18 protein-coding genes and 1 tRNA gene are annotated in these 16199 nt (G+C 61.3%); 11 read left to right on the top strand and 8 right to left on the bottom strand.

The window, feature by feature from the left end; translation table 11 throughout:
- Nucleotides 1-258: 258 nt before the first annotated feature.
- Nucleotides 259-717, bottom strand: a complete 459-nt coding sequence (locus tag ASD52_RS24275; protein WP_025427884.1) for a hypothetical protein — start codon at nucleotides 715-717, stop codon at nucleotides 259-261.
- A 320-nt stretch (nucleotides 718-1037) separates the two neighbouring features.
- On the opposite strand from ASD52_RS24275, the gene ASD52_RS24270 reads away from it, so the two are divergent.
- The 3 genes from ASD52_RS24270 to ASD52_RS24260 all read left to right on the top strand — a co-directional run bounded on the left by ASD52_RS24270 (nucleotide 1038) and on the right by ASD52_RS24260 (nucleotide 4376).
- Nucleotides 1038-1382, top strand: coding sequence for a GFA family protein (locus tag ASD52_RS24270; protein WP_025427883.1), 345 nt, complete (start codon nucleotides 1038-1040; stop codon nucleotides 1380-1382).
- Between the two features lie 459 nt (nucleotides 1383-1841).
- Nucleotides 1842-3899 carry an RNA polymerase sigma factor RpoD gene (gene rpoD / locus ASD52_RS24265; protein ID WP_025427882.1) on the top strand — a complete coding sequence of 686 codons (2058 nt, stop codon included), beginning with the start codon at nucleotides 1842-1844 and terminating at the stop codon, nucleotides 3897-3899.
- 183 nt (nucleotides 3900-4082) lie between these two features.
- Nucleotides 4083-4376 carry a GYD domain-containing protein gene (locus ASD52_RS24260; RefSeq protein WP_025427881.1) on the top strand — a complete coding sequence of 98 codons (294 nt, stop codon included), beginning with the start codon at nucleotides 4083-4085 and terminating at the stop codon, nucleotides 4374-4376.
- A gap of 44 nt (nucleotides 4377-4420) precedes the next feature.
- Here the strand turns inward: ASD52_RS24260 and ASD52_RS24255 are convergent, their stop codons facing one another.
- Together ASD52_RS24255 and ASD52_RS24250 are read right to left on the bottom strand one after the other, a co-directional pair.
- Nucleotides 4421-5215: a DUF2066 domain-containing protein gene (locus ASD52_RS24255; RefSeq protein ID WP_158268959.1), complete on the bottom strand. Its 795-nt coding sequence runs from the start codon at nucleotides 5213-5215 to the stop codon at nucleotides 4421-4423.
- 34 nt (nucleotides 5216-5249) lie between these two features.
- Nucleotides 5250-5663 carry a lysozyme inhibitor LprI family protein gene (locus tag ASD52_RS24250; protein WP_025427879.1) on the bottom strand — a complete coding sequence of 138 codons (414 nt, stop codon included), beginning with the start codon at nucleotides 5661-5663 and terminating at the stop codon, nucleotides 5250-5252.
- A 234-nt stretch (nucleotides 5664-5897) separates the two neighbouring features.
- On the opposite strand from ASD52_RS24250, the gene ASD52_RS24245 reads away from it, so the two are divergent.
- Nucleotides 5898-6467: a transglycosylase SLT domain-containing protein gene (locus tag ASD52_RS24245; RefSeq protein WP_025427878.1), complete on the top strand. Its 570-nt coding sequence runs from the start codon at nucleotides 5898-5900 to the stop codon at nucleotides 6465-6467.
- 26 nt (nucleotides 6468-6493) lie between these two features.
- Here ASD52_RS24245 and ASD52_RS24240 read toward each other — a convergent pair whose 3' ends face one another.
- Nucleotides 6494-6946 carry a VOC family protein gene (locus tag ASD52_RS24240; protein ID WP_025427877.1) on the bottom strand — a complete coding sequence of 151 codons (453 nt, stop codon included), beginning with the start codon at nucleotides 6944-6946 and terminating at the stop codon, nucleotides 6494-6496.
- A gap of 227 nt (nucleotides 6947-7173) precedes the next feature.
- Here ASD52_RS24240 and ASD52_RS24235 point away from each other — a divergent pair, with 227 nt between their 5' ends.
- The 4 genes from ASD52_RS24235 (at nucleotide 7174) to ASD52_RS24220 (ending at nucleotide 9456) form a co-directional block, all read left to right on the top strand.
- Entirely contained in the window at nucleotides 7174-7527 is a 354-nt protein-coding gene (locus ASD52_RS24235) for a DUF1428 family protein (RefSeq protein WP_057225661.1), read from the top strand.
- A gap of 201 nt (nucleotides 7528-7728) precedes the next feature.
- Nucleotides 7729-8151, top strand: coding sequence for a secondary thiamine-phosphate synthase enzyme YjbQ (locus tag ASD52_RS24230; RefSeq protein ID WP_025427875.1), 423 nt, complete (start codon nucleotides 7729-7731; stop codon nucleotides 8149-8151).
- 164 nt (nucleotides 8152-8315) lie between these two features.
- Nucleotides 8316-8720: a ketosteroid isomerase-related protein gene (locus ASD52_RS24225; RefSeq protein WP_025427874.1), complete on the top strand. Its 405-nt coding sequence runs from the start codon at nucleotides 8316-8318 to the stop codon at nucleotides 8718-8720.
- Between the two features lie 337 nt (nucleotides 8721-9057).
- Nucleotides 9058-9456 carry a hypothetical protein gene (locus ASD52_RS24220; protein WP_057225659.1) on the top strand — a complete coding sequence of 133 codons (399 nt, stop codon included), beginning with the start codon at nucleotides 9058-9060 and terminating at the stop codon, nucleotides 9454-9456.
- A gap of 662 nt (nucleotides 9457-10118) precedes the next feature.
- On the opposite strand, the gene ASD52_RS24215 is transcribed toward ASD52_RS24220, so the two are convergent.
- The gene (locus tag ASD52_RS24215; RefSeq protein ID WP_057210308.1) at nucleotides 10119-10868 is read right to left on the bottom strand and encodes an SIMPL domain-containing protein; all 750 of its coding nucleotides are present in this window, start codon (nucleotides 10866-10868) and stop codon (nucleotides 10119-10121) included.
- Between the two features lie 161 nt (nucleotides 10869-11029).
- Between ASD52_RS24215 and ASD52_RS24210 the strand changes: the two genes are divergently transcribed.
- The 3 genes from ASD52_RS24210 to ASD52_RS24195 all read left to right on the top strand — a co-directional run bounded on the left by ASD52_RS24210 (nucleotide 11030) and on the right by ASD52_RS24195 (nucleotide 13719).
- Nucleotides 11030-11105, top strand: a tRNA-Ile gene (locus tag ASD52_RS24210).
- A gap of 1063 nt (nucleotides 11106-12168) precedes the next feature.
- Nucleotides 12169-12516: a hypothetical protein gene (locus ASD52_RS24200; protein ID WP_038576297.1), complete on the top strand. Its 348-nt coding sequence runs from the start codon at nucleotides 12169-12171 to the stop codon at nucleotides 12514-12516.
- A 180-nt stretch (nucleotides 12517-12696) separates the two neighbouring features.
- Nucleotides 12697-13719, top strand: a complete 1023-nt coding sequence (locus ASD52_RS24195) for a glycosyl hydrolase (RefSeq protein ID WP_051509175.1) — start codon at nucleotides 12697-12699, stop codon at nucleotides 13717-13719.
- A gap of 120 nt (nucleotides 13720-13839) precedes the next feature.
- Here ASD52_RS24195 and ASD52_RS24190 read toward each other — a convergent pair whose 3' ends face one another.
- The 3 genes from ASD52_RS24190 to ASD52_RS24180 all read right to left on the bottom strand — a co-directional run bounded on the left by ASD52_RS24190 (nucleotide 13840) and on the right by ASD52_RS24180 (nucleotide 16088).
- Nucleotides 13840-14079: a DUF982 domain-containing protein gene (locus ASD52_RS24190; RefSeq protein WP_025427868.1), complete on the bottom strand. Its 240-nt coding sequence runs from the start codon at nucleotides 14077-14079 to the stop codon at nucleotides 13840-13842.
- 298 nt (nucleotides 14080-14377) lie between these two features.
- Entirely contained in the window at nucleotides 14378-15088 is a 711-nt protein-coding gene (locus ASD52_RS24185) for a GntR family transcriptional regulator (protein WP_025427867.1), read from the bottom strand.
- A 205-nt stretch (nucleotides 15089-15293) separates the two neighbouring features.
- Nucleotides 15294-16088, bottom strand: coding sequence for a DUF1194 domain-containing protein (locus ASD52_RS24180; protein ID WP_025427866.1), 795 nt, complete (start codon nucleotides 16086-16088; stop codon nucleotides 15294-15296).
- Nucleotides 16089-16199: the final 111 nt, after the last annotated feature.

Below are 16199 nucleotides of genomic sequence, written 5' to 3'. Positions count from 1 at the left end.
CATCACCCACCGCATCGGCATCGACGAGTTCCGCGACGGCTTCGAGGCCATGCGCTCCGGCAACTCCGGCAAGGTCGTCATGGACTGGTAAGCGGGACGCTTCGGCGCAGTGCCGGAAACCACCAGGCCGCGCGTTCCACGGATGCGCGGCTTTTTCGTCAGCGTTTCCCGTTTAGACGGAATCGCAGAAACGCTATATCTCTTTGTTTTTGCGCATTTCCTGACGGAAAACCGCTGCGCACTTCTCCTGGAAATGCTCTAGTTGGCAAGGCCGAACTGGATCTCGATCTCGTGGTAGCGGGCGCCCGGGCCGGCCCAGCGATGATAAATCTCGCGGCTCTCGCCGGAGAAATTGTGTCTGCTCATCTCGATCTTTTCCACCAGCGGCGCATAGCCCTGGGTGAAGAGGCTTCGCATCGGGCCTTGATGCAGGGTCGAGGCTACCATGATCGGCTCGAGCTCGATCATATCCAGCGCGCCGCGATAGCCCTCGCCACGCTCGACGGGTCGGCAGATGCGCCAGTCAAAGACGGTTCTGGCGTTCTTCGGCAGGTTCTGCGCGATGAAGATCCAAGGCCCTGCGGGCTTGCGCCCCGCCCGGCCGATCTCCGCCTCGATCAGCGGTGCCAGCTCGGCGGCTGCATGCCTGACGTCCGGGATTGTGATCCTGCGCGCAATGCTGATGACGCGCATGGCGTCGGTTTCCTTGATGTTCATTCTGGCCTCCGTTTCCTGCAGCGCCGCGCGTCTTTTCAGACGCGCAAAGGTCGCTGTAGCGCTTTGAATTGCCGCATGTTTTTGTCCATAAATCGGGTACGATTTAAGGAAACATGCAGTAGGGCGGAAGGTCTTTCGAGATCGGGTCGCGGGCAAGCGAAAAACCGGAATAATGTTGCGAACTCTAAGACGAAGTCCGCCGTTTCAGGAATTGTTTTGCGTCTTGTTGATCCGGCTTGTTCGTCGGCTGCGGTGCACTATCTTTGCCGACGCTGCCGATGTCTGCGATCAGCGGTTGAGACGATCAGAGGAGCCCGTGCATGCGCTATGAGGGAAGCTGTCATTGTGGAAAGATTGCCTTCGAAGTTGAGGGGAACTTCGCCGAGGCGATCGATTGCAATTGTTCGATGTGTCGCCGGCGTGGCGGATTGCTGGCCTTCGTTTCGCGCGACAGTCTGAGGCTGAAGACGCCGGAAGCTGATCTCTCGACCTATGAATTCAACAGGCATGTCATCAAGCATCATTTCTGCAACCATTGTGGCATCGCACCCTTCGGCGAAGGGGCCGGTCCGAACGGACCCATGGCGGCCGTCAACCTGCGCTGTCTGCCGGAGTTCGACATTGAGGCAGTGAAGATCGTCAAATATGACGGGCTTTCGGTGTGAGGGTGCCAACGCGTATAGTCATGGTTGCGCCGTTGGCCAAGGCACAACGGAGCCTTGCCGATAAGCGGTATCGACCCTTGTCTTTTGACGGGCAGCGCCTACATGTTCAGCGGACGCTGATAAACACCAAAAAACATGAACTGAGGCGATTTTTGCCGAATCGGGCGGTTTTTCAGCGGAAATGCTTGACGGGATCGAAAATTCTGGGAATCACCATTTCCAAGCAAGAAATGGCGAAATGACACGGCGGTTAGGATATCATGCCAGTAGTGCTTCAGTGGCAGGACTGTCGGAGCTTGCCCGCTTTGCCACGATCGCTATCGTGGTTAATCAGGAATTAAACATCATCCCGTTACGTCAGGGGAAATGATTCGGTGGCGGGTGCGCGGCGCACCCGGACCTTCGAGCGGCATTTGCACCGGGCTCACGCCGGTTGCGACAAGGAAAGCGACGAACTAAATGGCAACCAAAGTCAAAGAAAACGAAGAAGCTGACGTTGAACGCGAAGGCGCTCCGGACGGCCCGCTTCTCGATCTTTCCGATGACGCTGTCAAGAAGATGATCAAGGCCGCCAAGAAGCGCGGCTATGTGACGATGGACGAATTGAACTCCGTCCTGCCGTCCGAAGAAGTCACCTCCGAGCAGATCGAAGACACGATGGCGATGCTCTCCGACATGGGCATCAACGTCATCGAAGACGAGGAAGCTGAGGAAGCCGCCGGCGGCAGCAGCGACGACGAAAGCAGCGACGACGACAACGACGGCGAAGGCGGCGAACTGGCCCCTTCCGGCGGCACGGCGCTTGCGGCGACGAAGAAGAAAGAGCCGACCGACAGAACCGATGACCCGGTGCGCATGTATCTGCGCGAAATGGGTTCGGTAGAGCTTCTGTCGCGCGAGGGCGAAATCGCGATTGCCAAGCGCATCGAGGCTGGCCGCGAGACGATGATCGCTGGTCTCTGTGAGAGCCCGTTGACGTTCCAGGCGCTGATCATCTGGCGCGACGAACTCAACGAAGGCCAGACGCTGCTGCGCGAGATCATCGATCTCGAAACCACCTATTCCGGTCCCGAGGCAAAGGCTGCTCCGCAGTTCCAGAGCCCGGAAAAGATCGAGGCTGACCGCAAGGCTGCCGAGGAAAAGGAAAAGACCCGCAAGGTTCGCGCCGCCAACGACGACGACATCACCAATGTCGGCGGCGATGTCATGCCGAGCGAGGAGGAAGAGGAAGACGACGACGAGTCGAACCTCTCGCTCGCCGCCATGGAAGCGGAACTGCGCCCGCAGGTCATGGAAACCCTCGACATCATCGCCGAGACCTACAAGAAGCTGCGCAAGCTGCAGGACCAGCAGGTGGAAGCCCGCCTGGCTGCCACTGGCACGCTGTCGCCTGCCCAGGAGCGCCGCTACAAGGAGCTCAAGGACGAGCTGATCAAGGCGGTCAAGTCGCTGTCGCTCAACCAGAACCGCGTCGACAGCCTCGTCGAGCAGCTCTACGACATCTCCAAGCGCCTGATGCAGAACGAAGGCCGCCTGTTGCGCCTGGCCGAATCCTACGGCGTCAAGCGTGACTCGTTCCTCGAGCAGTATTCCGGCGCCGAACTCGACCCGAACTGGATGAAGTCGATCAGCAACCTGGCCGGCAAGGGCTGGAAGGAATTCGCCAAGAGCGAAAACCAGACGATCCGCGACATCCGCCAGGAGATCCAGAACCTTGCGACCGAAACCGGCATCTCGATCGCCGAATTCCGCCGCATCGTCTCGATGGTGCAGAAGGGCGAGCGCGAAGCGCGCATCGCCAAGAAGGAAATGGTCGAAGCGAACCTGCGCCTCGTCATCTCCATCGCCAAGAAGTACACCAACCGCGGCCTGCAGTTCCTCGATCTCATTCAGGAAGGCAACATCGGCCTGATGAAGGCGGTCGACAAGTTCGAATACCGTCGCGGTTACAAGTTCTCGACCTATGCGACCTGGTGGATCCGTCAGGCGATCACCCGTTCGATCGCCGACCAGGCCCGCACGATCCGCATTCCGGTGCACATGATCGAAACGATCAACAAGATCGTTCGCACGTCGCGCCAGATGCTGCATGAAATCGGTCGCGAACCGACGCCGGAAGAATTGGCCGAGAAGCTCGCCATGCCGCTCGAAAAGGTCCGCAAGGTCCTGAAGATCGCCAAGGAGCCGATCTCGCTCGAAACCCCGGTGGGCGACGAAGAGGATTCGCATCTCGGCGATTTCATCGAGGACAAGAATGCGCTGCTGCCGATCGATGCCGCCATCCAGGCGAACCTGCGCGAAACGACGACCCGCGTTCTTGCCTCGCTGACGCCGCGCGAAGAGCGCGTCCTGCGCATGCGCTTCGGCATCGGCATGAACACCGACCATACGCTCGAAGAAGTCGGCCAGCAGTTCTCGGTTACCCGCGAACGTATCCGTCAGATCGAGGCGAAGGCGCTGCGCAAGCTCAAGCATCCGAGCCGCTCGCGCAAGCTGCGCTCGTTCCTCGACAGCTAAGCGGTCGAAGGTCGAACCATCAAGAAGCCGGGCGCTCAGCCCGGCTTTTTTGTTGTTCCGATGCTTTCTTGTAGGTGTCTTCGCACAGGACTATACTTCCCCTTTCGGAGCAATTGGGGCACCCGGCTTGAAGCACGGGCAGTCGCACCGTGGGCGTGAAGCGTGCCCTCATGGAGGTGTGAAATGACCACTTATGTCGTGCTCCTCAACTGGACAGAGCAGGGCGTTAAGAACGTGCGCGAGTCTCCCAAGCGGCTCGACGCGGCCAAGAAGATGCTCGCCGACATGGGCGGCTCCTTCAAACATTTCTTTCTGACCATGGGCGAGTACGACATGGTGGCTATCTGCGAGGCGCCTGACGATGCGGTGGCGGCGCGCTTTGCCATGACGCTCGGCATGGGTGGCAATGTGCGCACGCGGACGCTCAAGGCCTTCCCGGAAGCCGCCTATCGCGAGTTGGTCGCGTCCCTGGGCTGAGATCAGCAGGCGCTGAGCGCAACAATCGGCAATACGATGCTTATCTACGGCGCGCCGTTGCCGGAGAGTATGCGCGCGGCGCCGCGCATGGCATCCCGAAAGGCCTCGTCGAAGCTGACGCCGCGGATCTGCCAGCGATACTCCCTGCCGTTTTCGGTGATGCGCCAGTCGGCGATCCAGCCGCGGGCGGCATCGGACCATACGAGGGTGCCGGCGAGGGGCACTTCCGCGCCGATATCCGTTGCGAGCTGTTTGAGCTCGGCCGGCCGCTGGCGCGATAGATGGACGAAATCAAGGTCTTTGCTTGTAAGCGTTGCAGCATCGGGCAGCCGCACCGAGAGCGCCAGCGGTACTGCCGCGACGGCAAGCGAATCCGCCATATACGGGCTCTCGCTGCCGTCGCGCGTCAGCACGAAGCGGCGCCTCTGATCGTGAACGGCAAGCAGCACGGCGATTGTCGGCCGCGGCGACAGCCACGGCTTGCGCCCGAGCTTTGCCAGGAGCGGATCGATGGTGGTGGGATCGAAACGGCAGGTAAGGTCATGCGGGCGGTCATGCGTTCCCTGCTCGTCATGAATCGGGACGCCTTCCAGCCGGTCGCGGTAGGAGAACGAGGCGACGAACTCTGCGGCTTGCACCTGCAGGGCGGCAAGTGCCGTGCTCCCCGTGAGCGTGAAATCGCCGGAGACCTTGACGAGAACCTCGCTCAGGCATTCGCGAAAGCCGATCTGCCGGTTCTGCTCGCCGGTGCCTGTGACGATCGCATCGCTGACATAGAGCGCCGTCCGGTCGGCGGCTTGCGCGCCGGTCCACAACAGCCCGATGATCGCTGCGGTCATCACAAGCGTTTTGGCTAGCCTGCCCATCAGCCCGTCAGTTTACCGGCGGCAGCGGGCAGCTGAGGTCGCCTTCCTGACAGCTGAGATAGCCCTTGAAATCCTTGACGCGGTTCTGGGTCAGGTTATCGCGGCACAGAAGGACGATCATCGGATAGGCGGTGCCGCCCGTAACCCCGGCGGCGGAAAAATCGCATTCGGCATCACGGAAGGCGATCCATGCCTTTTGTGCGGCAATGAGCAGCTTGGTGGTGTCCTGGTCGTCCTTCAGGCGCGCCTCGATCTGCTTGTAGAGGGTGTTGAGTTCGGTGTCGGAGGCCTTGAGGGATTTATCAGCGCATTCGTTCATCGTCGCCTGGTCGCTGGCATTGGCGCAATCGTCGGCCCATGCGGCGGGTGCAAGGCCCACCAGTCCGACAAGGGTTGCAAACATCAAAGCAGGAAACCGCATGTCTTCGCTCTCCTCGTTTCGCGCCTGCCGCCGTCGACGCGCGCTCGCATGATCTTCGGAAACCTGCGGACGCGCAAAGGACGCCGTAGCACTTTGAACCTGCTGCATAATTTATCCTTAAATCGGATCCGACTTCAGGACGTATGCGGTAGCCCCGCAATCAATCGTATTCGATTCAAAACCGATCCTTAACGTTTACGTTTTATCAATCTCTCGGAAACGAGAGGTTCGAAGATGCGTTGCGTTTTTGTCGTCGTCCTCCTGTTGCTGGCCGGTTGCGCAACGGTGCCGAGAGACACCCGGAACGCGTGCGCGGTTTTCGAGCAGCGAGATGGCCTTTTCAACAATTGGCGCCGCGCCGCCTATCAGGCGGAGCGCGAATATGGCGTGCCCGTTCCGGTGCTGATGGCGACGATCTATACGGAATCCGGCTTCCGCCATAATGCCAAGCCGCCGCGCACAAAACTCTTCGGCTTCATTCCCTGGACGCGCGTTTCATCGGCCTATGGCTATTCGCAGGCGCTCGACGGCACCTGGGCGCGCTACCAGAGCGAAACCGGCCGCTGGACGGCGCGGCGTTCGGATTTCGGCGACGCCATCCGCTTCATTGCCTGGTATCACCGCGAAAGCAGCCAGAAGAACGGCATCGCGCTCAACGACGCCTATCGGCTCTACATCGCCTATTATCACGGGCATGCCGGTTATGCCCGCGGCAACTGGAGCGACACGGCCAAGACCGGCGCCAAACGCGCCTCTGGCATGGCCTCGCTCTATAGCCGCCAACTCAACGGTTGCGGAAGCTGATGTCATATCAGCAGCTGGCATAGGGCTCAGCCGGCGGCGGCCTTTTCAAGCCCGGCGACGTCGATCTTGACCATGCCCATCATCGCCTGCTGGGCGCGGCCGGCGCGGGCCGGATCAGGATCGCTCAGGTGCTGCATCAGCGCATCCGGTATGATCTGCCAGGCAAGGCCGAAGCGGTCCTTCAGCCAGCCGCAGTGCTGCGGCGTGCCGCCGTCGAGCAGGCGCTCCCAATAATAGTCGACCTCCGCCTGATCGGCACAGCGCACGAAGAACGAGACGGCTTCGGAAAACTTGAAATGCGGCCCGCCGTTGAGCCCCATGAACGCCTGTCCCTCAAGCTCGAACGAGGCGGTGAACGCCTTACCGTCAGGCCCTTTCTTGACGTCGGTGACGCGGGAATTGCGGAAGATGGAGGTATAGAACTGGATGGCGTCTTCGAGCTGGTTGTCGAACCAGAGAAAGGGCGTGATCTTCTGCATGACTGTTGCTCCCTTGGGCGGTGGTCTTCCCAAGGACGAACGAAAAGCGGATGTGCCGACAGGCGACCCGGATTTTTTCTCAAAGCCTTGAGTGGCCGCAACAGGCCGGCCGGCAAAGGCGGCGAGGGCACCCAAGCATTCATCATCTGAAAAAATCGCTGGTTTTGTCGGAACCTTTCCATCCCGTTCGTCCTTTGTTGGTCGAAGCAACCGAGGAGGATATCGACATGAGTTACGTGGATGGTTTCATCGTTGCCGTGCCCAAGGGCAATATCGAGGCCTACAAGGACGTGGCGCGGCAGGCGGGCGATGTGTGGATGGAGCATGGCGCACTCTCCTATGCCGAATGCCTCGGCGACGACGTGCCCTATGGCGAGGTGACGTCCTTTCCCCGCGCCGTGCAGGCCAAGGACGACGAGACCGTGGTCTTTTCCTGGATCGTCTACAAGTCGCGCGCCGACCGTGACGCGATCGTTGCCAAGGTGATGGCGGATCCGCGGCTGCAAGGCGATGCCTGGAAGGATGTGTTCGATGGCAAGCGCATGATCTATGGCGGATTCGAGGCTTTTCTCGAGAAATAGACTTGGCGGGAGGCCTACAGCGCCGCGCGTCTTATTAAACGCGCAAAGGTCGCTGTAGCCCTTTGAATTGCTGCATGTTTTATCCTTAAATCGAATAGGATTTAAGGAGACCTGCAGTGGGCTTGACTTGGCAGCGGCTTTTGCCAAACCCGTTCAGGTGGCGGCGCGCTTGCCGCCGCCAGCCGAGGAGAACCAACGCCGATGCCGCAGACCACGATCGTCATTTCCACCCGCGGCCAGGGGCTCTACGAGTTCACCGACGAGGCGGCAGACTTCGTCAGCGCCAACGGCGCGGGCGAGGGGCTTTTGACCCTGTTCGTCCGCCACACCTCCTGCTCGCTGTTGATCCAGGAAAACGCCGATCCCGACGTGAAGCGGGACCTCCGCGAGTTCTTCGCCCGGCTGGTGCCGCCATCCTCCGATCCGTCGATGCGCTGGGTGGTGCACACGCAGGAGGGGCCAGACGATATGCCCGCTCACATCAAGGCGGCGCTGACGCAGGTGTCGATCGGCGTGCCCGTCAATGCGGGCCGCATGGCGCTCGGCACCTGGCAGGGGCTCTATCTCTTCGAACACCGCGACCGGCCGCACCGCCGCGAGATCGTGCTGCATCTGGGGCCATGACATCTGCCGATTGACCGCGGCAACGTCTTGAAGGGGACTGTCACCCCTCCATATTGGTTAGGGAACGGGGTGCGAACGAAATTTGCCGGCGCGTTCGTTCGATCGTCGTTTCCTCGTCTGCCGTCCGAAAGGCATGGCCATACGCAATCAGCATCGAGGTAGATATGACCGACGCGCAGACCATTGCCAGCCGCTTCATCGAGGCGCTCAACGACCGCGATTTCCACGCCTTGGCGCGGCTTGTCGACGAGGACGTGGCGCTTGATTCGCTGACCGGCCAGCGCACCGTCGGCGTCGAGCCGCTGCGGGCAAGCATCATGACCTATCTCCGGCATTTCGACGAAACCTATGGCGACATCGTGCTGATGCGCGACAATTTCGGCCAGCGGATTGCCGCCGATGTGACGGCGCGCGGCACCTATCGTGAGACGCTGGAGGGCTTTCCCGCCGCATCCGGCCAAACCTATTCGATCCCCACCGTCTTCGTATTCGAGATCGAGGACCAGTCGATCACCCGGCTCAGCCATTATCGCAACATGCGGGCTTTCGAAGCCGAACTTGCCGGCTGATCGGCAGCGACGCATCACGGCCGCCTCAAGGAAATCGTGGCGATCTTTTTATGCCGCCCGTCGCGCGCGGTATCGCAATCCTGCGTGCCGGGGATTCCATTAATCAACTGATATTTCTAGCGAAAATCCGGTTCTGGTGCGGCAGCACCGCGCCGTTGCGGCTCGCTTAAAAGTCGAACGAATCTTTGTCTCCCGCCGGTTTTCGTCAGGTGCCCGCAATCTGAACCCCGCATGAATGTGCAGTTCCGCTAGCGTTCAGTTTGGCGCCGCTATTGTCCGATCAATCGCTTGGGACGGTGATTGCAGATTGAACCCTTCAAGCCCTCGGAGAAAGACCATGAAGAATACCCTCATCAACGCAGCCGCCGCCGTCGTCATCGGTTTGACCGGCCTCGTGGGCGCCGCTTCCACCGCTTCCGCAGAAACCGTCGAATTCGGCTTCGACTCGGGCGGTGGCGTCCAGGTCCAGTATCGCGACTACGACGGTGGTTATGGTGACGAGCGCGACTGGGGTCGCGAGCGCCGCGGTCCGGACCGTGGCTGGGATGGCGGTGGCCGCCGTAGCCGTTGCGCCCCCTGGATGGCCGTCGACAAGGCCCGTGACCATGGCCTGCGCCGCGCCCATGTCGCCGATGTCTCGCACCGCCGCGTCGTCGTCGAAGGCAGCCGCCGCGGCTATCGCCAGACGATCGCGTTCGCCAACGTTCGCGGCTGCCCCTTTATCGGCCGCTGGTAATCCAAGCCTTTTCCGTCCTGTCTCCCCCGGCCGGCGGAAATGCGCCCCCTCACGCCCCAGGCGTGAGGGGTTTTTCTTTGTCTGAGACACATCGCAGAAGAGCAGGGCTGGGCCGCACGCCACAAGTCTCTGGTCCACCTGGCGCTGTTGCGAAGCCGCGACCCACTTTGCGTTGTTTGGCGGGAGGGCTGCCTCAGTGGCCGGGCAAAGCGTGGCTCTGCCAATCAAAGCGCGCAGCAATTCCAAGTGCTACAGCGACTTTGCGCGTCTGATACGACGCGCGGCGCTGTCGTGCGTGGGACCGTATGCGCTCCATCCGGTGAGCAGCATACCGCAGAGCGATGCCTTGGCATCGGCCGCGACGCTGGTTAGCCGACAGAGGGTCCACCCGGAGGGGGTCGGTGCTTCTGGCCTCCAGACGGGGTCGATAATCCTCAGCGGCCGGGTTCTCTTGTTTTACCCATGTCGTTATCGCAAGCCTGCGGCACACTTTCGCGACATGCTTCAATCTCAAGCCGGACAGAAAAAGCCCCGCGCGGTTGTAACCGCACGGGGCTTTGCTATGCGACTGATGCCCGCCTAAGCGAAGCGTCGTACCGAGCCAACTGCAGGCCCGCAAAACCCGCCCGCACTTTCCGCGGGACGGGCCTCAGCGGTCGGTCTTACTGCTTGATCGCGAAGGTGACGTTGACGGTCACGTTGTAGCTGTTTTCGCCCGTTGCCATCGGCACGGAGTCGGCTGCGTATTCCTTGGCCATGCCGGCGCGCATCATCGGCACCGGCTCCGGGCGGAAGCCCTGTTCGGTGATCTCGACGATGTTGCCGAGCGAGACGCCGGCAGCTTCGGCCAGAACCTTGGCCTTCTCGATGGCGTCGGCAACGGCTGCCTTGCGCGCTTCGGTGATGGTGCCTTCCGGCTTGTCGTTGGTGAACTGGATGCCGCCGCCCTGGTTGACGCCCAATGTCACCGATTTGTCGACGATGTCACCGAGCTTGGCGAGGTCGCGCACGCGCACGCTGACGCCGTTGGCCACCTGGTAGCCGATCAGCTCCGGCGGGCGGTTGCCGCCGTCATTGTTGGGCGGGTAGTTGTATTGCGGGTTGACCGAAAAGCCGCTCGTCTGCAGGTCGCGCTCGGCAATGCCGCCGTCCTTCAGCGCAGCCAGAACCTCGGCCATCGTCTTGTTGTTGGCGTCGAGCGCCTCGCGGGCGGTCTTGGCGTCCTTGACGACGCTCAGCTGCAGGATGGCCATGTCAGGCGCGATCGATGAGCGGCCTTCGCCGGCCACGGTGATGATCGCTTCGCGCTTTTTGGCGGGATCTTGCGCGTGCGCGCCGGCAGCGGCAATACCCGCAAAGGCGGCGGCCAAGGCAGCAATGGAAAGCGTGCGGGCAGTGCGTGTGGAAGTCATGGTTCGTGTCTCTCCGGTTGTTTCTGTCCCTGCTGCTTTCATGCTTAGCGATTGTGTGGGCATTGCGGCAATGACTTGTCGTCAAAAAGGTTTTCGGCTAGAGCCATTGCCGATCACGAACTGCCATTGGTTCGCTGAGTCCCGGATCTTTGATCCGGCGTGGGCCTGTAGCTCAATGGTTAGAGCCGGCGGCTCATAACCGCTTGGTTGGGGGTTCGAGTCCCTCCGGGCCCACCATTGTAACCTACCGGCGAATGTTTGCGAGATCTGCGTCTCAAGCCTGTTAAATCATTGCGTTCGATGAAGCGTAAAGCGGGCGTGAGGTCTCTATCCTCGTGCAACGCGTAGGATGTGAGCGGAAATCCTGTAAAATGCTAACAACACGCGCTTGATTGCTGAAGCTATATGCAAGGCAGACGTGAAACGCCTAAAAATTGCAATGGCCGACAAAGCGAGCCTGATAAGGACGTCTCTCATGAAAGGCTCGCGCCGGCCCGGGACCTCGCGCCCACCAGGGTTCTTTCCGCGACCTAAAAATGGCTCAACAGCAGTCGCGCTGGAGAACCGCGCTCCTGGCTGCTCTACGGTTAGATACTTCTCATCTGTGAGATAACCGCCGAGCGGTCAAAAAAATGCCCGCCGGAGCGGGCAGTTTTGGAGTGGGCGCATACGCTCAAACATGTTGCGCCTGGAAGCCAAGGTGCGTCACAGAGGTCAACACTGTGTAAACAGCCGGCAGCCAGAAATGAGGGGGACTTTGGTCGGGCCCGGTTTTGCGCCGAGCGTCCCGCGGACGAACGGCTGTTGCGGCTTGACAGGTGATCGGCGCGCATGGCGGCGATGGCGGCTGGTGCGGCAGGCGCTGCGAAGGGAAGGAAGACAGGCGCGCAACTGGCGCATGGTCGACGTCGGTGTGCGGTTGAAATCGGTGCGCGTGGGTTGGCGGCCCGGCCTGATGATCTCACAGCGTTTCTTTGTTGCGGCCACGTATCGCGCCTTGGCTGGGCGGCGGCTGGCGAGGCGAAGGCCCGTGCCTGCCGCGCCGATTTCGGTCGTCCGTACGTGTGAAAAGACATCGCTAAGAAAGAAACTCTTAATTTTAGCTGTCAATAATAAGAAGTGGGGGTTGAACTTCTTGGGTGATTCCCGCTACTGCATGTTTCCTTAAATCCTATTCGATTTAAGGATCAAAACATGCAGCCATTCAAAGTGCTGCAGCGACCTTTGCGCGTCTAACAAGACGCGCGGCGCTGTAGGGAAGTTGCCAAGCGGCGCTGGCCGCTTCTTCGAAAGGATGCTTATGCGAAGCCTAACCGCCTTGGGCGGCGCACGCCGCACCACCGTTTCGGGTTTCAAGTATCTCGTACCTGCCTCGCTTCTCGGTCTTCTGCTTGTCTCATCCGGCTGTTCGTCGGCGAGTATGGCTGAAAGCCCGCTGTTTGCGTCTGCCGGCTCCAAGGCAGCCGTAAGCGCACCGAGCGCGGGCGCGAAGCAGGGCAAGCTGATCAAGGTTGCGGAAGAGGACGATATCGTCGAGCCGCTGCCGGCAAGACGGCGCGTTTCCGCCTATCTCGGCCGCGCGCCCTATATCTGCTCGCCGAGCGGTTTCGGCCATACGTCGCGCTGCTTCCTCAGAAGCTCGCTGTAAAGCCATTCCCATAGGGCGGAGCGCCACAGCACCCCGTTTCATTCCGAGTGCCGTTAGACCGTTTCCGCGTTGGATGCACGAACGGAAATACTCAAGCTCCTTGTGTTCCAGGCAACTCCGGGCGGAACCTTCCCGGGCTTTTCCTGGAAATGCTCAAAGTCCTCCTGCCGGAGACAGCTCTTGTCGATTGCGATGTTCAGATCGGTGTTTTTGGCCGGCCTCATGGCGCTTCTGCCGGTGGCGGGTGCCTCGCGGGTTGCGGCTGCCGATCTCGGCGGCACGGTCGATCGCGTGCTGACGACGGGCTCGATCAGCTCGGCGGCGCGGTCTGCCGGCACGCCCGGCGGCGAGGTCGCGATCGGCGTCTACGATCCGCATGACGCGGTCACGGGCAGCGCTGCGCTCACGATCGAGCATGTCTTCATCTATTGGCAGGCGCTCGACAAGGCGATGCTGAAGCGCAAGATCGCCATTGCCGAGGGCCAAGGGCGGGCGCTGATGATCTCCGTCGAGCCCTATACCCATGCGAGCAACTGGCGGGCGGGCGGCGAGCGGCTGTTTGCCGATATCGGCCGCGGTCGTTTCGACCGCGAGATCGGCGATATCTGCCGGCGTGCCGGCGCGGTTGCAGCGCCGGTCTACATGCGCTGGGGCCACGAGATGGAGGACCCTGACGGCCGCTATCCCTGGGCGCGGCGCGACATGGACGGCTATAAGAAGGCGTTTCGCTATTTCGTTAGAAGCTGCCGGGAGCTGGCGCCTGACGCTCGCTTCGTCTGGTCGCCCAAGGGCCATCGCAACCTTGCCGGCTACTATCCCGGCGACGATGTCGTCGATGCCATCGGCATTCCCGTGTGGGGTCTGCAGAAGATGGATGTGGACTATTGGGGGCGGGAGCGCAGCTTCGGCGAGACGCTTGGCGAAAAATACCGCCGCGTCGAAGGCTTTGGAAAGCCTGTGATGATTGCCGAGCTTGGGGTTGCCGGTTCAGCGGATTACAAGCGCGCCTGGTACGCAGAAATCTTCGATCGCAGGACTTATCGCGCGCGTTTCCCGCTGTTGACGGCCGTGGTGTTCTTCAACGACAGGGAGCCTTACAAGTGGCCGCTTGGCTATGGCTCGCCGGACTGGCGGCTGGACAAGGCCGCGCTGGCAGCACTTGTTTCCGACAAGGTCGAAATCGTCGGCCGGCCGACGCAATAGCGGCTGATGCATGTCGCGCAAAAGTGTGCAGCGGTTTTGCGAAAACGGCATGCGGTTTAAGAGCGGTGGACGCACCGGCCGTTCAGCCGGTGCGTGAATGTCGGAAAACTGGAGTTTTTCTCAGGCAAGCAGAAGGCCCGATTCACGGGCGGCCGCGGTGAAGCATTGGCTTGCCCTGTTGACGCTGGTCAGCCCGTCAAGCGCATCCAGGCAGCGCTGAAGGGCGGCACGATATTCCCGTCCACGTCTGCCCGGCCATTGCCGCAGCAGTTCGAGCGCCTCCCAGACCGTCCTGACGACGGTCTGCCGCTTGGACGACAGTTTCAGGTGGATCGGCGTTGCGAAGGTTTTTTCGCTCATCTTGCATTCCTCGTTCATAGTCTTTTGAGCGCGAGGCCAACGCCGGGGAGCGCCAATGGTTCCCTCCGCGGCTGCACTTTTTTAACCATGACGATGCCGACCCGATGTGTTCGGCCAGATGGGGGGCCGTCGGAAGCCCTGGAAGACAAGGCTTTCGGACGAGAGCCGGCACGCTTTCGCCGTGACAATTTTTGCGAAAGATTTTTTCGAATGATGGAGGCGTGGGGAGCGGCGAGGGGCCTGCGGCCGGGTGCAGGCCGTCTCCCTGAAACCGTTCAAGCGTTTTGGCTGTCAGCGATCAGAGATCGAGCGCGGCCCTGAGGTCGGTCGGCTTGCGCTCCCTGAGGTCGAGATCGGCCTCGATGTGATCGATATGGCGGATCATCAGCGCACAGGCGGTGTCGATGTCGCCGGTTTCGATCGCAGTCAGGATGTCGCCATGCTCGTCGTGGCCACAGGTCGAGACGCTCGATTGTCCATAAAGCGCGATGACGAGCGAGGAGCGCGCCACCAGCTCATCCATGAAGCGCCTGAGAATGACATTGCCGCTGAGATCGGCGAGCGCCAGGTGGAAATCACCCGAGGCCTTGATCTCGGCGCGGCGCGCCGACCGGCCGCGCTGTGCGGTCAGTTGATGTTCGGCGGCAAGCAGGCGGCGCAGCTCATCGATATCAGCCGCGCCAATGCGCGGCGCGGCGGCGCGCACGAGGCCCGGCTCGATCAGTCGGCGGGTCGCAAAAATCTGGCGGGCTTCATCCGGCGAGGGATGGGCGACGAAGGCGCCGCGGTTCTTCTCGACAGTGACCAGCCCCTCATAGGCGAGCGACTGCAGCGCGGCGCGCACCAGCGTACGGCTGACGTTGAACAGATCGCCGACATCGCTTTCGGACAGCTTGGTTCCGGGCGCAAGCCGTCGTTCGACGATCGCATCGCGCAGCTTGTCGCGAATCTGTCGGGTGCTGGTGTCGGTGGACGCGTCGGCCGCCGCAGGATGGGTGGTCAGGGACATGAAGGAAATCGATCCACGATTGAACGCGGCATCTTATCGACGCGCGCGCCCTACAGCGCCGCGCGTCTTATTAGACGCGCAAATGTCGCTGTAGCACTTTGAATGGCTGCCTGTTTTTATCCTTAAATCGAATAGGATTTAAGGAAACATGCAGTAAGGAAACGACAATCTGGCATGGCAAAGCGTCGTTGCCAATGTGGGCCGACTACTTGTCAAGTTCGGGATAGACGCGGTCGATGAAGCCTGGCCGGAGCTTCTCGCCGATCAGGCAGTCGGGCGCGGGCAAGGCATCGACGAGGCGCACACGCGGCGGTGGCGGCAGGCCGCTGACCTCCAGGATCAGCTTCTGGCGGATGGCGATGGCGAAATCTTCCGGCTCATGCACCGGCAGCACGAAGGAGCCCGGGCCGCCGACGACGCACTCGGCATAATACTGGTCGAGCGGCCCGGTCGAGACGGACGGTCTAATCAGGATCGCCAGGCCATTGATGATGATGCCGCGGGCAATGGCGATGTCGCGGGCGGGAATGACCGGTGGGCCGATATTGTTGGGTCCGTCGCCAGACACGTCGATGATGCGGCGCATGCCGGCAAAGGCGTTGGAGTCGATCAGCGCTGTGCCGTAAGTGAGCGCGTTGGAGATCGAGGTGCCGCGGCGGGTGCCGACGGGGCGGGCCTCGATCAGCGCGGCAAAGGCGTCCGCTTCGGCGGCGTTGGAGATCACCTGCCAGGCAACGACGGAGGATTCGTTGACGGTGCCGGCCCATTCGAAATAGCCAAGGGCGATCCGGCCATAGCGACCGCTCGTTACCGCATTGAGGAAGTCGGAATGGCGCAGCGCCTGCACGTAGCCGGCGCGCTGGACGCGGGCTTCGTCCAGATCCATCGAGCCGGACATGTCGACGGCCAGCACCAGTTCGACATCGACGTCGGTGTGCGCGGCGGTCGATTGGGTCGGGCCACCAGTCAGGGAAAGGATCAACGCCAGCATGGTTAACATCGCTTCAACCCGTCATTGCGAGCCGCGTCATCTCAGGAAATGTAGCACAGGATTGGCTTATCGCGACTGTTTGGGGTTGGCTGACCTTCAATAAAAGGTGATATCGACAGG

Source organism: Ensifer sp. Root142, assembly GCF_001426785.1.
Taxonomy (GTDB): Bacteria; Pseudomonadota; Alphaproteobacteria; order Rhizobiales; family Rhizobiaceae; genus Ensifer; species Ensifer canadensis.
The sequence above is the reverse complement of the archived record's forward strand: the minus strand, read 5'-3'. Positions and strand labels throughout refer to the sequence as shown.

Excerpts from the sequence above, each read along its gene's own strand:
- ASD52_RS24275 (WP_025427884.1), bottom strand. The coding sequence starts at position 717 with ATGAACATCAAGGAAACCGACGCCATGCGCGTCATCAGCATTGCGCGC.
- ASD52_RS24270 (WP_025427883.1), top strand. The coding sequence starts at position 1,038 with ATGCGCTATGAGGGAAGCTGTCATTGTGGAAAGATTGCCTTCGAAGTT.
- rpoD (WP_025427882.1), top strand. The coding sequence starts at position 1,842 with ATGGCAACCAAAGTCAAAGAAAACGAAGAAGCTGACGTTGAACGCGAA.
- ASD52_RS24260 (WP_025427881.1), top strand. The coding sequence starts at position 4,083 with ATGACCACTTATGTCGTGCTCCTCAACTGGACAGAGCAGGGCGTTAAG.
- ASD52_RS24255 (WP_158268959.1), bottom strand. The coding sequence starts at position 5,215 with ATGACCGCAGCGATCATCGGGCTGTTGTGGACCGGCGCGCAAGCCGCC.
- ASD52_RS24250 (WP_025427879.1), bottom strand. The coding sequence starts at position 5,663 with ATGCGGTTTCCTGCTTTGATGTTTGCAACCCTTGTCGGACTGGTGGGC.
- ASD52_RS24245 (WP_025427878.1), top strand. The coding sequence starts at position 5,898 with ATGCGTTGCGTTTTTGTCGTCGTCCTCCTGTTGCTGGCCGGTTGCGCA.
- ASD52_RS24240 (WP_025427877.1), bottom strand. The coding sequence starts at position 6,946 with ATGCAGAAGATCACGCCCTTTCTCTGGTTCGACAACCAGCTCGAAGAC.
- ASD52_RS24235 (WP_057225661.1), top strand. The coding sequence starts at position 7,174 with ATGAGTTACGTGGATGGTTTCATCGTTGCCGTGCCCAAGGGCAATATC.
- ASD52_RS24230 (WP_025427875.1), top strand. The coding sequence starts at position 7,729 with ATGCCGCAGACCACGATCGTCATTTCCACCCGCGGCCAGGGGCTCTAC.
- ASD52_RS24225 (WP_025427874.1), top strand. The coding sequence starts at position 8,316 with ATGACCGACGCGCAGACCATTGCCAGCCGCTTCATCGAGGCGCTCAAC.
- ASD52_RS24220 (WP_057225659.1), top strand. The coding sequence starts at position 9,058 with ATGAAGAATACCCTCATCAACGCAGCCGCCGCCGTCGTCATCGGTTTG.
- ASD52_RS24215 (WP_057210308.1), bottom strand. The coding sequence starts at position 10,868 with ATGACTTCCACACGCACTGCCCGCACGCTTTCCATTGCTGCCTTGGCC.
- ASD52_RS24200 (WP_038576297.1), top strand. The coding sequence starts at position 12,169 with ATGCGAAGCCTAACCGCCTTGGGCGGCGCACGCCGCACCACCGTTTCG.
- ASD52_RS24190 (WP_025427868.1), bottom strand. The coding sequence starts at position 14,079 with ATGAGCGAAAAAACCTTCGCAACGCCGATCCACCTGAAACTGTCGTCC.
- ASD52_RS24185 (WP_025427867.1), bottom strand. The coding sequence starts at position 15,088 with ATGTCCCTGACCACCCATCCTGCGGCGGCCGACGCGTCCACCGACACC.
- ASD52_RS24180 (WP_025427866.1), bottom strand. The coding sequence starts at position 16,088 with ATGTTAACCATGCTGGCGTTGATCCTTTCCCTGACTGGTGGCCCGACC.